Source organism: Microcoleus sp. D2_18a_D3 (assembly GCF_036702455.1).
In the GTDB taxonomy this organism is placed as follows: Bacteria; Cyanobacteriota; Cyanobacteriia; order Cyanobacteriales; family Microcoleaceae; genus Microcoleus.
In genome coordinates, this window is record NZ_JAUBTK010000021.1 from 45812 (window position 1) to 59572 (window position 13761).

At 45.8% G+C, this 13761-nt stretch carries 11 protein-coding genes; 4 read left to right on the forward strand and 7 right to left on the reverse strand.

The window, feature by feature from the left end; translation table 11 throughout:
* Positions 1 to 48 precede the first annotated feature (48 nt).
* Entirely contained in the window at positions 49 to 420 is a 372-nt protein-coding gene (locus QUB06_RS12630) for a DUF4278 domain-containing protein (RefSeq protein ID WP_333435539.1), read from the forward strand.
* A gap of 118 nt (positions 421 to 538) precedes the next feature.
* Here QUB06_RS12630 and QUB06_RS12635 read toward each other — a convergent pair whose 3' ends face one another.
* The 4 genes from QUB06_RS12635 to QUB06_RS12650 all read right to left on the reverse strand — a co-directional run bounded on the left by QUB06_RS12635 (position 539) and on the right by QUB06_RS12650 (position 7386).
* Positions 539 to 2686 (reverse strand): RtcB family protein, encoded by a 2148-nt coding sequence (locus QUB06_RS12635; protein WP_333435540.1) that lies wholly within the window; start codon positions 2684 to 2686, stop codon positions 539 to 541.
* A 386-nt stretch (positions 2687 to 3072) separates the two neighbouring features.
* Positions 3073 to 6300, reverse strand: coding sequence for an efflux RND transporter permease subunit (locus QUB06_RS12640; protein WP_333435541.1), 3228 nt, complete (start codon positions 6298 to 6300; stop codon positions 3073 to 3075).
* Positions 6301 to 6511: 211 nt separating this feature from the next.
* Positions 6512 to 6730, reverse strand: coding sequence for a hypothetical protein (locus QUB06_RS12645; RefSeq protein WP_333435542.1), 219 nt, complete (start codon positions 6728 to 6730; stop codon positions 6512 to 6514).
* A gap of 53 nt (positions 6731 to 6783) precedes the next feature.
* Positions 6784 to 7386, reverse strand: a complete 603-nt coding sequence (locus tag QUB06_RS12650) for a thioredoxin family protein (RefSeq protein WP_333435543.1) — start codon at positions 7384 to 7386, stop codon at positions 6784 to 6786.
* A gap of 179 nt (positions 7387 to 7565) precedes the next feature.
* On the opposite strand from QUB06_RS12650, the gene QUB06_RS12655 reads away from it, so the two are divergent.
* Complete coding sequence (locus QUB06_RS12655) at positions 7566 to 7970, forward strand: NIL domain-containing protein (protein WP_190741019.1); 405 nt, start codon at positions 7566 to 7568, stop codon at positions 7968 to 7970.
* A 64-nt stretch (positions 7971 to 8034) separates the two neighbouring features.
* Positions 8035 to 8478 carry a hypothetical protein gene (locus tag QUB06_RS12660; RefSeq protein ID WP_333435544.1) on the forward strand — a complete coding sequence of 148 codons (444 nt, stop codon included), beginning with the start codon at positions 8035 to 8037 and terminating at the stop codon, positions 8476 to 8478.
* A gap of 943 nt (positions 8479 to 9421) precedes the next feature.
* Here the strand turns inward: QUB06_RS12660 and QUB06_RS12665 are convergent.
* The 3 genes from QUB06_RS12665 to QUB06_RS12675 all read right to left on the reverse strand — a co-directional run bounded on the left by QUB06_RS12665 (position 9422) and on the right by QUB06_RS12675 (position 11683).
* The gene (locus QUB06_RS12665; protein ID WP_333435545.1) at positions 9422 to 9973 is read right to left on the reverse strand and encodes a shikimate kinase; all 552 of its coding nucleotides are present in this window, start codon (positions 9971 to 9973) and stop codon (positions 9422 to 9424) included.
* 22 nt (positions 9974 to 9995) lie between these two features.
* Positions 9996 to 10880 carry a LapA family protein gene (locus QUB06_RS12670; protein ID WP_333435546.1) on the reverse strand — a complete coding sequence of 295 codons (885 nt, stop codon included), beginning with the start codon at positions 10878 to 10880 and terminating at the stop codon, positions 9996 to 9998.
* Positions 10881 to 11044: 164 nt separating this feature from the next.
* Positions 11045 to 11683, reverse strand: coding sequence for a flavin prenyltransferase UbiX (locus QUB06_RS12675; RefSeq protein ID WP_333435547.1), 639 nt, complete (start codon positions 11681 to 11683; stop codon positions 11045 to 11047).
* Between the two features lie 345 nt (positions 11684 to 12028).
* Here QUB06_RS12675 and QUB06_RS12680 point away from each other — a divergent pair, with 345 nt between their 5' ends.
* Entirely contained in the window at positions 12029 to 13585 is a 1557-nt protein-coding gene (locus tag QUB06_RS12680; protein ID WP_333435548.1) for a tetratricopeptide repeat protein, read from the forward strand.
* The last annotated feature ends 176 nt before the right edge of the window (positions 13586 to 13761 follow it).

Genomic DNA, 13761 nt, shown 5'->3' on the forward strand with positions numbered 1-13761 from the left:
CTGACCTGACTGCCCTTTTTATCTCCATAAATATAAGGATCAAAAAATATGAAACTCACTTATCGCGGTTCAAACTACGAGTACGACATTCCGACAGTTGATATGGTCGAAGGCGAAGTCGCGGGCAAATACCGGGGGCAAAACTGGAACTATCGGTATCCGAGACACATTCCCAACCCCAAAAAATACGGCGGCCCAAACTATACCAAAAAGCGTGATGGTCAAGCTGGCGATCGGGATGTCGCAGCAGCTCGCACCTCAGCGACGGTGGATTATTACCCAACAGTTGTGGAAGTGGCGCAAGTCCACCAGGCGAATATTTGCAATATTCTCGATCGTAGAAAGCAAGCAGCCAAAGCCAAGGGCGATGAAACACTGCTGCGCTTGCTAGAAATTGAGTCGAGACACATGGTGTGTTAGAGAAAAAGGTCAGAAAACAAAGCGTTTGTCAAGAGGGGGAAATCAAAAGCGACTTGATTTCCCCCTCTTCCCATAAAGCAATTTTCAGATAAGTGAAGTACAAATAAACCAGTTTCTGTCACCCCTTCACGCAAACCACCTGCTTCAGCGTCGCCACAACTTCCACCAAATCCGACTGCTGACTCATCACCTCATCAATAGACTTATAAGCCCCCGGAATTTCATCTAAAAATTGCTCATCTTTGCGGCACTCAACCCCGTCAGTCTGCCGCACAAAATCATCCAGAGTGAATACATTTTTAGCTTGAGTGCGAGACATCAAGCGCCCCGCACCGTGACTGCAACTACAGTAACTTTCAGCATTTCCCTTCCCTTTAACAATAAAAGACTTCGCCCCCATCGAACCCGGAATAATCCCGTAATCCTCTACATCCGCCCGCACAGCACCCTTGCGAGTCACATACACATCTTCGCCAAAATGCACCTCTTTTTCCGCGTAATTGTGGTGGCAATTCACCTCTAATAACGGCTTAACAGATTTGCCTCCCGCGACGTGCTTTTCCACAATTCGCTTAAACCGATTCATCATCACATCGCGATTAAAACGAGCATAATCTTGCGCCCACTGCAAATCGTGCCAGTAAGCAGCAAACTCCCGCGTACCCGCTACAAAATAAGCCAAATCTTTGTCAGCCAGATTAATTTCTGCCAGTTTAGCTAAATCTTTAGCAGTCTCGATGTGCTGCTGTGCGAGCAAATTTCCAATGCCGCGAGACCCGGAATGCAGCATCAGCCAAACAAAGTTTTCAGTATCAACGCAAACCTCAATAAAATGATTACCGCCACCGAGGGAACCCATTTGTTTTAAGGCTTTATTGTTTTGGTGCTGCACACCTTGATGAAGTTCCTTAAACTCGCCCCATCCTTGCCAGTTGGTGACAGTTTTTTCTACTTCCTTGTTTTCGGAAAATCCCACGGGAATTGCGGCTTCGATATCGAGGCGAATTTGTTTGAGTTTGCCTTCTAATTTGTTGGCTGTGAAAGGCATTTTCACCGCCATCATACCGCAGTTATGGACAAATACTCCCGCAGTTAACGCAAAGTTGCCGTATTCGGGAACTGTTAGGCAATAGACATCTTCCTTTTCAAATAAAGGAATAACAGCAACTACTTTGTGGTTGTAGCCGTGCTGATTTTTTCTGTGGTTGTGAAGTCCGATAGGGGTTTTAATTTGATCTCCACAAGTCTCACAAGTGTATAGCCGATTAGCAAGTTCTTTACTCTTTGCTTTACCCTTTTCACTCTGATTGTAATTAATTAGATACTGCTTTCCTCGTTCGCCATTCCCTGCAACTGACTCTCTGAAGTGTGCGGGATTGTTCTCCATATACTTAAGGATATTTTTCGTTCCGCGTTCGGCGTAATACCTGTGTCCGTCTGAGGTTTGAGCTTTATCAGCTAGGGCTTGCTTTCTTTTCTGTTCAAATTCCAGGGATTGCCAATGGGTATTTCTATCAACCAATGAGCGGTGATAGGCAGAGTGGTCATTATTACCCATGAATTCTAAATTTTCGGGTCTATTATCGGCGGTATCAAAGTTTATGTGATGAATCACAGTTCTCTGATTGTGGAAAGATGGTATGTCTCCTAACACACCAGAACGAGCAATCATCCAATGAGCTTTTTGCCATCTACCTGAATAGTTTTGCTGCACTAAGGTATATCCATCCTGATCTATTTTGGAATAAAAAGGCATCAATGACGTTCCCGTTGTCAAATTGCCCGCTTCTCGGTATTCACCATTCCGCAACATGAATTGATGATCGGGAGTGCATTTGATTTCTTCTCCATTATCCAGTACCACTTTAACCAGTTCGGCATTGTTTCTGGTTAATTTGGCTGTAGCCTTACCAGCAACAATTCTGCCTGTTGCTGTACAGGAGTAGATAAGAAATTCTTTTTCACTCCTGGCCAATTCCCCGATCGCATAAGATTTGCCATCAACTAGAGGAATTTTTGTATCATCAGTAAAGCAACCAATATCCACGCCCACCGCAGCCGGAATAATCGCTTCTTTTGTGGCAATTACTGAACCGACTAAAGCACCTTTTCCTAAATGTACGTCGGGCATTAGTGCGACGTGTTTGAATACAAATGGCAAAGATGCTACGTTTGCGGTCATCTTGGTTTCTTTTTCGTCCAGGGGGTGATTTGCCCAAGATAATACTGGTTTTGGGGCTGATATGTCTAATTTTTCGTAGGGCATTTGTGTTTAAGTTTTTTTTGCCTGGTTGGAATGTGTAGTATTATTGTAGCATAAACACTTCAGATGTCAAACACACTAATTCTCGTAGGGTGCGTCAGTCTGGAATTGCTTTGGGGAGTCAGAGACTGTTTACTGACGCACCTTACAGACTAATTATCGGCGCGTAAACTTAACATCAAATGCAGTACCAGTATTGTTGGTAAATCCGACAGTCCGACAGGGAATGAATTCCCTGTCTCATAGCAAAAGTCCTCTGAAAGAGGACTAAAATCGATCGCACTTCCCGTCAAAATCTACAGTCGGTTTTAACCGACTTTCGCTATGAGGCAGGGAATTCATTCCCTGTCGGATTGTGGGAAAAGCGCGTATTTGCTGGCACTAAATTATTACAAATTCGGAGTCTTTCTCCCCACCTTCTGCACAGGAATAGCCACCGCCTGCGGCTTCTTCTTCGCTGCAAACATCCCGAAGAAATCGTGCAGCAAAATATAGAAACAGGGAATAATAAACAGCGTCAGCAGCGTCGCCAGCGACAAACCGGAAAACACCACCACACCCAGCGGCTGCAGAAACTCCGAACCTTCTCCAATACCCAAAGCTAGGGGAAACAAACCCAAAACTGTAGTAATAGTTGTCATCAAAATCGGCCGCAAGCGCTGAGGTGCCGCCCGGAGAATTGCTGTTGTGCGATCGACCTTTTCCTCTTCCAGAATTTGGTTCGCCAACTCGATCATAATGATGCCGTTATTCACCACAATTCCCACTAGCAAAATTGCACCGATCATCACCGTCGCACCGATCGCAGTTTTCGTTATGTAAAGCCCGAATATACCCGCCGCTAATGCCAGCGGCACTGTCAGCAAAATCACCAGCGGGTCAACCAGGGAATTGTACTGCACCGCCATCGCTACAAACACTAAAAAAGTCGCCAATCCACCCAAAAGTTTTAGAGAAGTTTGCAATTGCTGATTAGTTTCAGCAGCCGAACTTGGCACAATCCTTACTCCTGGCGGTAACTTCATTTCCGATAAAACTGCATCGACTTGCTGGACAGCATCGCCGAGACTTGCACCCCGATTCAAGTTTCCTACAACTAAGAAAACTTGCCGCTGGTTGAGACGCTGAATTTCTCCTGGTGCTTTGCCGATCGTAATATTTGCCACATCGCTTAAACGGATGATGCTATTATTGCCACCAGATAAGGGAATTTGTCCGAGTTGAGCAATAGATTTTACAGAAGTGCGATCGAACTGCACCCGCACATCTACCAAGCGGTTTCCCCGCTGCAATTGAGTCGGAACAGCACCTTCAATTGCTGTCTGAATCGTCTCCCCAATGTCTTGGGCCGTCAGCCCGTACACAGCGGCCTTTTCCCAGTCTGGACGAATTTGCACTTCTGACTGCGGCGCGTCTCCGTCCGGGCGAAACCGAGCTAATTTTACCTTCTCATCTAATTCTTTTAATATCTGACGCCCTGCTTCCTGCAATACTTCTTCAGTTGGCCCCTGAACCACCACATCAATTTCGCCACCTCGCACTGGGGAATTAGTTAAAACTAAACCCCTAATCGATTCTGGAACTAACCGCAGGCGAGTTCCTTTCGGAACGTCAATTTTCTTTAATTCCTCAGTCATTCTTTCGGTAAACGCGATGGTATTCGTACCTGGTTTTAGCGTGATTGTGCTGCTTCCCCTGAGCAAATTTTCAACTGTATTGTTGCCGAAAAGCAGCCCTCCCGCTGTCGTTAAAGTGTACGCTGTTTCTGGCTGTGCGAGCAGAAGTTTATCGGCAGCAGCCACCACTTTTTGATTGGTTTCCAAGTTAGTCCCCGGAGGAAACAAAGCAAATAACCGAGCTTGACTTGTATTAACTCTCGGCAAAATTTCTTGGGGAATTTGACCTGCCATTACCCAAGTGCCGCCGCCTAAAATTACAAAAGCGAGGGCAATGATAATTAACCGCAAACCCAGCACTTTTGACAGCATTGAACCGTAGGCCCGCGTACCGTTCTCAAAACCGCGGTTGAAATGTTTTATTGGCCCGAACTGACTGATACCGCTGGAATAAGACATTCCCATCAAGCGAGAAGTCAGCATCGGCACTACAGTTAAAGCTACTAGCAGAGACGCTCCTACTGCAAAGCTAATTGTCAAAATCAATTCGTTAAATAGGAGCGAAAAGAAGCCACCGATCAGCAAAAATGGCAGCACTGATACTAAGTTTGCCGCTGTGGAGGCAATCATTGCTGATTCTACTTCTTCACTGCGCTCTACAGACTCTTCAATCGTGCGTTCTTTTCGATCTTTGATTCTGCCTTTTTTCAGATGAGGGTTGCTGTCTAGACCGACTACAATATTTTCTAAAATAACTACGCTGGTGTCGATCGCCTGACCAATTCCTAACGCTAAACCGCCTAAACTAAACAAGTTCAGCGACAAGCCGAACAGCCGCATTAAAATAATGGCTGCTAGAGTACACAGGGGAATAGTCAGAGAGATAATCAGGGTTTGTCTCAGGGAACCTAAAAAGAACAAAACTGCGATCGCAGCCAGCACTGCCCCTGAAACCCCCGCATTCGCCACATCGGCTAAGGAATTGCGGATAAATCTGGATTCGTCTAAGGTAGTAACTACAGTCATGTCCGCCGAAATTAACCCGGAATCCTGCATTTCTTTGATGCGATTTTTCACTCCGTCTACAACAGTAATTGTGTTGGCGTCCGGCTGTTTCAAAATGCTAATTTTAACGGCAGGTTTTTGATTGAGAAAAACTTTGACTCGCTGTTCTTCCGTGCCGTCCTTGACTTGGGCAAAATCGCGCAGGTAAACTCGTTTTGGCGGGTTGGAACCGGATACTTGAAAGGAAAGATTGGCGAGTTCAGAAGCTGTTTTAAAGCGGCCGATTGTGCGCGTCAGCGGTTCGTTAGATTCTTGCCGCAGCCGGCCGCCGGAAGTGTCTAAATTGCGATCGCGCAAAGCATTAAAAACATCGTTTAGATTCACTCCTAAACTTTGCAGCCGATTCAGGTCTATATTAACTTGAATTTCTTCTTGAACGCCGCCGGAAATGTCAACGGAAGCGACTCCGGGAATCACGTTTATTTCCCTGGCTAATTCTTCATCGGCAAATACCCGCAAATCTACTCCTTGTCGCGAGTCTGAAGTCAGGGCAAATTCGTAAACCGGCTGTTGAGAAGGGTCAAATTTAAACAGATTTGGCGATTCAACCGTATCGGGAAGTCGGTTGCGAATGCGGTTGACGGAGGCTGTAGCGTCATTAAGAGCCTGGTCAATATCGCCGCCCGGTCTGAAGAATAAATCGACGCTGACTTGTCCTTCGCGGGTGCGGGAAAAAACTTGCGTGACTCCTTCTGTTGCTGAAAGTCCTTGTTCGAGGGGGCGGGTAATTTCGTCAACTGCCACTTCTGGCGAGACCCCGGGGGCGTCTAAGCGCACGCTGATGCGGGGATAGGTGATGGAGGGCAGCAAGTCAACGGGCAGTTGGGTTATGTAGAAAATGCCCACGACTATAATGGCAAGTGTCAGCATGAGGGTGCCGATGTGACGGCGAATGGCGGTCGCGCTAATACTGAATCCGGTTTTGTCGGGAGTCATTCGATTTTAGATTTTAGATTTTAGATTTTAGAATTGAAAATTTTACCCCGTCAGTCAGCCTGCAAAGGAATGAATCGCGGGGCTGGCGACTAAATTGTTTTCGGTCAGGCTTTATTGTGTATCGGGAGTGAGAGGATATTTACGCTCCGCACCTGACAAGTAGTATAATAAATTTTAATAAATTGTGAAAAATGTTTTGTTGAATATTCCTTTAGAGGTAGTCGATCGCCCACAACGCAGATTGCCAGAAATTGCGATCGGCTTTTGAATCTCTGTAAGTTATCGCCATCAGGAACAGGCATCTTGCCTGTTCCACAACAAATAAACTTTCTTGTGGAACAGGCAAGATGCCTGTTCCTAAAGTCTTCTTCCCTTTTCCCTCTTCCTTCTTCCTTCTTCCTTCTTCCTTCTTCCTTCTTCCGACTTCCATCGGACTGACATCCGTTACATCCGTTACAGAATCCGTTGCCGAACTTCCTTCTTTTACTGTACTTGAGAGCCGTGGGCGCGGGGGTCGGAGCTACTGGTTTTCACAGGCCCTGTGGGGGGAGTAAAATTAGAAACTTGACCGCCTGCTTGGACGTGTGGCAGAGGTTTTCCTGCAATTAAAGCATCTAAGTTAGCCTCCATAATACTGCGCGGCATTTCGCCCATTGTTTCAGCAACGGCGCTGCCTTTATCGTTCAAATAGACAAAGTGCGGAATGCCATCTACTCGATATTTTGTGATTTCTGGCAGCCATTTGTCATTATCTACATTCAGCATCACAAAATTCATCGGTTCGGCGTATTTCTGTTTTATTTCGCTCAGATCTTTAGCCATTGCCTGACAGCTACCGCACCAATTAGCATAAAATTCCATGAGTGTCGGCTTGCCATTGATCAAAGCTGTTTCTAATGGCGTTGAAGCTTTTGCCATATCGGTGAGACTGCTTGACGGCGTTTGGGTTTGCAGCCCGAAGAAGATGGATATTGAAAGGGCGATCGCTGTTAACACGATCAATAAGTTTCTGAGGCGCGTGGCGACTTTTGTTTCGGGATTTTTGGCTGCGGGGAAGACTGTTGACTTGGGGGAATTCTGGGTCATAAAATTAATTGCGCTTTGATTTCTATGTTTTTATTTTAAATAATAGATTCAGATTATACCACATTTTCAGATAATCAGACCCATCTCATAAAAATTTGTGCTAAAGGCAGTAATTTAGCTCAAGTGCGCTAAAACATAAGATAACAAAGATTGTTTGTAAATTACCGAGGACTTGCAGGGTGAAAAAACGGGTAACACTGACGTTTCCCCAACGATCGATCCAAATGCCTGTCACCTATCGACTGGCAAAGGATTTTAATGTTGCAGCCAACATTATCCGTGCTCAGGTGGCTCCGAATCAAGTGGGCAAACTGGTGCTAGAGTTATCAGGGGACATCGACCAACTAGAAGCCGCGATCGACTGGATGCGATCGCAAAATATCGGCGTTTCCCTAGCCAGTCGGGAAATACTCATAGACGAAGATATCTGCGTTGACTGCGGTTTGTGTACGGGAGTTTGCCCGACAGAAGCCTTGACCCTTGACCCAGAAAGCTTTAAACTAAGTTTTGCTCGATCGCGGTGTATCGTTTGCGAGCAGTGTATCCCTACTTGTCCGGTGCAAGCTATTTCTACTAACCTCTAGGCCCTGTAAACACTCCTGGGGCTCATCATCTTTTTTTGCCTGGTTCTCCTAATGGTGCGATTGGATGAAAAAAAACTCTTGGGTTTCCCTAACTCTACTTTTTGTAACTTATTTCACTTTTGGCTGGAAATTATCTGAGTTTGATGTTCCACCGCACCTGACTTGGTTTCTAGCCATAGCTTCAATTTTAGTGTTTGCTGTCGCCTTGTCGTTCCCTCTGAGAGACATAAAAGCCTTAATTTTGCAGTGGTTTTCGAGTGATATCGGTGCTTTTCTTTCTATTATTGTAGGAGCTTTTGTGGCAGTGGTAGTTTTTGCTTGGCTGCACCTTTTTGCTACTTGTTTACTCTTGATTTCAGCCGGAGCTTTGGCAAGACTCGATATTCAAATATCTGGTTGGAAGAATTGGCGGGCTTTTGCGGTATTAGCTACCATTTCTTTAACAGGTGTGGGGTTGGGCGGAGCGATCGAGTTTTGGTCAAGGACAGGCAAGCTCGTATTCTCTTAATGAGGAACGGGAAATTCATCCAACCAAATTCTATAACTCGCAACGGATATTTAGCCGAAAACTATCAGATCGCCCATCAATAAATACAGCTTATTTTTTTTCAATCCCCCACCCCCGGATTAATTCCCCGCTCCGCGCCGTAATCATAGCAGTTTTCCAGCCTCGTGAGGTAAAGCTTCTCAATTCCCGATTCCCGGTTGCGCGTTACTAATTCCCAATTACTAATTACCGATTACCGACAAACCTGGAGTGGAACTGAAAACCCCTAGGGCAGTATTGAAGTGTAGCGACTGTTGCTCAAAATGTTATTCCCAAGAGCCCGCAAGTCCCGCAGCCAAAAACTCATCGCAATAAAAAAGCAGCTTTTGGGAGCTGCTCGTCAGAATGCATGAGGTATTGTTTTTAGAATAGGGCACGTTGAATTCGATCGGTGCTGGGTTACATTTTTTGATACAGGAGAGTTGATGAGTGAATGGACGATCGTAAAATCGTCACATAGGAGGATAGCATTGATGCTAAATTTCCCGACAATCAAGTTAGCGTTTAACTGTCCTTGCGCCCTACAGCCCTTCAGCGGTGGGGCCCTTTTATTTTTAGGGAAAACTCAATAGCCGACTTTAACCCATCAGATCAGTCTGCCATTAGTTATTGTATAAAATCTCCGCATCGCCACATCCTCATACTTATAAAAGTTACGCATCACATCCACTCAAACCCGGTGGATTGCAAAATATTGGGTGGTTAAACGGGCACACTCAGACAAAAATCAGTATTTTTACCGAAGTCATACCATTTTAGATTTTAGATTTTAGATTTTAGATTTTGGGAATGACTGATGAAGCTTGTGGTTTGGAGGTTGCGTATAGTTGCATTATTTTTTTGAACAGGTATCAAAAGTCCTCACAAACCTGTTATTTTCTTAGAAACTCGGTTTCTGAATGTATCAATTGATCTCAGGCCCGGTTTCTGGTTTGATAACTTTTTGGATTTCCTCGATCGCCCTCGTCGCCACTGCTTCAGGCCTTTCCCCCACACCAGCATAGACTCGGACATCTGCTTGAGTGTAGAAACGCTCTCGCTCTTTCAAAAGGCTTTGCAGCTTAGATTTGATCTCGCCCTCCTGCAGTAGGGGTCGAGCGGTGTCTGAACGCAGTCGATCGTACAATTGATCTACAGGCACATCCAGCCAAACTACTACACCGTAGTGCAAATAGCCCCAATTCATCGATCGCGTCACAATGCCGCCGCCAGTAGCCACTACCGAATTTTGATACGCAGACAATTCCCCCAGCACTTTAGTTTCTAGTTCCCGAAAAGCCTCTTCCCCTTCTCGATCGAAAATCTCAGCAATTGACTGATTAGCAACTCGAACAATTAGTTCATCAGTATCAAAAAAACGGTATTTTAATTTTTTTGCCAAAATCCGCCCCACCGTTGTTTTCCCCGCACCCATCATCCCGACAAGATAAATATTTACTCCCCTCAACCCATCCACTGCCAAATCCTCCGATATTTTTCTATTTTTTCAGGTTAATCGATCCGCCACTGAGGCCATCATCGTCCTCAAACTCATCACCCTCATCCAATCCCCAATCATCCTCTGCTTCTGCCATAGGATTTATTGGTGTTTCATCAGCGGGTTTAGGTATTGCCTCTTGCGGGGGAACCAGCACTCGATACTCCGCATCGTATACAGCCTCAGTTTGCCCCACCCCAGACTGGCTCGGATCTCGATAGCCGTAAGAATATACTGAGCCAGCCCAAGATTTGCTTTTCGGTTCCTGCTGAGCTTCGTAAGCCCTCGGATTTGCCCCTGGAACATCATTGACCTGCGGTTGATCGGGAAAATCGCGATCGTCCCCCCAATCGTCATCACCTCCTTGAGAACCCGATTTTGAGCCATCTGAGACCCAATCGTCCTCATCGTCTGCTGCTGCATAAGTCCCCGGTTGAGCGTAATTCTTCGCCCCATCCGGGTTCGGAGTATCTTGCAGGAAAGTCCCGGATCTGTAACCCGCCGACGTGCCGTACTCTGTTCGGTAGGAACCAGCAGCCTGAGTTTGGCTATTTTCCCTATTCAGATCCGGGTCAATTTCCTGTTTTCTCGGAGGGGGAGGTGGCGTGTAAGGTGTTCTCCCGTCTTCGGGGAAAGTATCGGGACGGCTGCGACTGGATCGGCCCGTGCGGGCCCGCGTTGAAGATAGGTAATTTGAAAAAGCCAGCAAACCAGAAATCAATAAAGATGTGAGAGCTCCCACCGCCATGCTCACCAAAATCCAGATAGATAAGGGCACAGCAGGCGATCGAACTCCCAAAAACACCAGCGATAAGGCCGGCTCCACATTTTGCAGGGCAAAAATAGTCAGCCCCACCACAATTACTAGCAAAAATACAGGTCGCATATTAAAAATATTGGTAATTGGTAATTGGTAATTGGTAATTGCTAATTAAAACTAACAAATCATCAATAACAAATAACAAACTGTCAACTGCCAACTGTCAACTGTCAACTGTCAACTGTCAACTGTCAACTGTCAACTGTCAACTGTCAACCGTCAACTGTCAACTAACTCCCTTCTTCTTCCTTCCAGCGTTTGAGAGGAACGCAATCAATCCCCAACTGGTCTAAAGCGCGAGCCACCACAAAGTCTACCAAATCTTCAATAGTTTGCGGATTGTGATACCAAGCAGGAATCGCTGGTACAATTCTAGCTCCAGCTTCCGCCAAGGTAGTCAAATTCCGCAGGTGAATCAAGCTAAAAGGCGTTTCGCGAGGCACGAGTACCAATTTTCGCCCTTCCTTGAGCTGAACGTCGGCCGCTCTTTCGAGCAAATCCGAACTCAAGCCAGCCGCCAATTTGCCCAGCGTACTCATGCTACAGGGAATAATGATCATCCCTTGGGTACGAAAGGAGCCACTAGCAATATTAGCACCGACATCTTGCCAGGGATGACACCGAAGTTTACCCATTGTGGGTACTCCTGCTTGTTCCCGCCAGAATTCCTCTTGAAGCGTCGGTTCTGCGGGCATTCGGGTGTTCTGTTCGCTTTGCCAAACCATGTAAGTAGACTTGGAAGCGACCAGTTCGATCGCGCGATCGGCCTCCAACATAAACTTCAGAGTTCGCACCGCATAAATCAGTCCCGATGCACCGGTAACTCCTACAATTAGAGGTTGGGCGGGGACTGAAACAGAATTAGTCATGAGCAAATTATCCAGCAATAAGCTCACTAATTATAGCGCGATAGGTGCTAATAACAGCCACAACACTCATCAATCAATTCAATGATTGCGTGGCGATCGCTCTTAATAACAATAAAAGGCGAAACCTATAGCCACCTGCAACACCCCCGGATACTACAAGAAAGTATGCGACTGCGCTCGCCAGGATTATCATTACCCTATTCTTCGTTAACAAAAACAAAGGCTAACTGCGATCGCCAGAGCTCCCGATCCCAGCCCCATCTTACATCCTGATAGCCGCGCGACCAACTCTGTGTCAAAATAGAACTACTAACTTTACTTTATTAACATCAGGGGAGGCAGACAATGTTCTTAAGATACGAAGATATCGAAATAGTGCAATTAGACATTACCTCCCGATGTAATGCCGGTTGTCCTCAGTGTCCGCGCACGGGGAACCCTATTTTGCCAATGACAGAATTGACAATAGCAGATATTAAGAGAATCTTCCCTAAAGAATTCTGCTCTCAGTTGTCTTGGATTTACCTGTGCGGCAACTTTGGGGATGCGATGGTGAGTAATACCACTCTCCCGGCGCTAAAGTATTTTCACAAAATGGGAGTCAATTACCTTTGGATGTACACCAATGGTAGCGGACGCAGCCCTGATTGGTGGCGACAACTGGCCAAAATTTTGAATCAACCAAACGATCGCGTTATTTTTGCCATCGATGGATTAGCGGATACCAACCACCTCTACCGTCGCAATACAAACTGGAACCGGATTATGGAATCCGTCGAGGCCTTTATTGGCGCCGGTGGCCAAGCAGAGTGGCAATATTTAGTCTTTGAACACAATCAACACCAAGTCGAAGAAGCTCGCGCTTTGGCCCGTAGACTGGGGTTTATTAAATTTCAAGCTAAAGCAACGTCTCGCTTTGCGCTGTCAGAGGTTGATGAAGTCGGAGAAAAGGAGGAGGCGATCGCAGAGGTGGACTCCCAGACGCAGGAAAAGCGCGATCGTTCTACCCCCATCACCCTAGAAAAAGCAGCTCTCAATTTTCACCGACAAGCTGAAGATTATTTAGCGGAAAAAAATTTAGAACAAGCATTTTTAGCTTGTCAAAAAGCACTTGAGATTCAGTCAAACTTTGCCGTCGCTCACAAAACATTAGGCAATCTGCTACAGCTCACAGACTGTCTGGAGGAAGCGATGAACTCCTATAAAACTGCCCTAGAAATTCAGCCAGAATTTGCCGAAGTTTATGCAAATATGGGCAGCGTTTATGCTTCTCAAAAACAATGGGAACCCGCAATTTCTCACTATCAAAAAGCGCTGGAAATTCGACCAAATTTTTCAGGAGTGTATCGAAATTTAGCCAAAATTTGGACACAATTAGGTAAAATAGAAGAAGCAAATGAAGCTTTTCAGCAAGCCGTTAAACTCCAACTCGCTCAAGAAATTGCTCCGGCTAAAGCTGCTAAAGCGAACAAAGAAAGCTCCGTAGAACTCAAGCCGGCTTCCTTACCCCAGTATCAAAATCCAGAAATCCCCAACTTTCGCAAAGCCGTCCAAGAATATGGAGGATTAGAAAATTATTTTCAGGGCATTGAAATTAACTGCCAGTCGCAAAAGAAAGCTGAAATTTACGTTAGTTTTGACGCTGAACTGTGGCCCTGCTGCTATACAGCTCAGACCAAATACGCTCATTACAGCGACACTTATATGACCCAGGCGATCGCTCTGTTTGAAAAATATGGGCAAGGATTTAACAACCTCCGCAGCAAATCTATCAAAGAAGTGCTAGAAAATGTTTGGTATCAAAAAGACTTAGCCAAAAGCTGGTCTTGTTCGGAGAGACTAGAAATATGCGCCTTGGTGTGCGGGAAAGCCTTCCACCCCACCTCCTCACAGATGCTCTAGATCCTTCACTGACTCGAGTCCAGAAACCTGATTTTTTTGGAAAGTATCGAATTTTAGCACCGCAATATTTGCAAAAAAGCCTGATTTTTCTTGAAGCGGACTTCAGAAACCGGGTTTCATCAAGAAACCCGGTTTCTGAACAGCAGACGTTTGTTAGAAACAGGCGAGAGTTGGAA

What these genes read in the sequence shown, in the direction of transcription:
- QUB06_RS12630 (WP_333435539.1), top strand. Translation starts at nt 49, where the DNA reads ATGAAACTCACTTATCGCGGTTCAAACTACGAGTACGACATTCCGACA.
- QUB06_RS12680 (WP_333435548.1), top strand. Translation starts at nt 12,029, where the DNA reads ATGTTCTTAAGATACGAAGATATCGAAATAGTGCAATTAGACATTACC.
- QUB06_RS12640 (WP_333435541.1), bottom strand. Translation starts at nt 6,300, where the DNA reads ATGACTCCCGACAAAACCGGATTCAGTATTAGCGCGACCGCCATTCGC.
- QUB06_RS12660 (WP_333435544.1), top strand. Translation starts at nt 8,035, where the DNA reads ATGAAAAAAAACTCTTGGGTTTCCCTAACTCTACTTTTTGTAACTTAT.
- QUB06_RS12675 (WP_333435547.1), bottom strand. Translation starts at nt 11,683, where the DNA reads ATGACTAATTCTGTTTCAGTCCCCGCCCAACCTCTAATTGTAGGAGTT.
- QUB06_RS12645 (WP_333435542.1), bottom strand. Translation starts at nt 6,730, where the DNA reads ATGGAAGTCGGAAGAAGGAAGAAGGAAGAAGGAAGAAGGAAGAAGGAA.
- QUB06_RS12635 (WP_333435540.1), bottom strand. Translation starts at nt 2,686, where the DNA reads ATGCCCTACGAAAAATTAGACATATCAGCCCCAAAACCAGTATTATCT.
- QUB06_RS12670 (WP_333435546.1), bottom strand. Translation starts at nt 10,880, where the DNA reads ATGCGACCTGTATTTTTGCTAGTAATTGTGGTGGGGCTGACTATTTTT.
- QUB06_RS12650 (WP_333435543.1), bottom strand. Translation starts at nt 7,386, where the DNA reads ATGACCCAGAATTCCCCCAAGTCAACAGTCTTCCCCGCAGCCAAAAAT.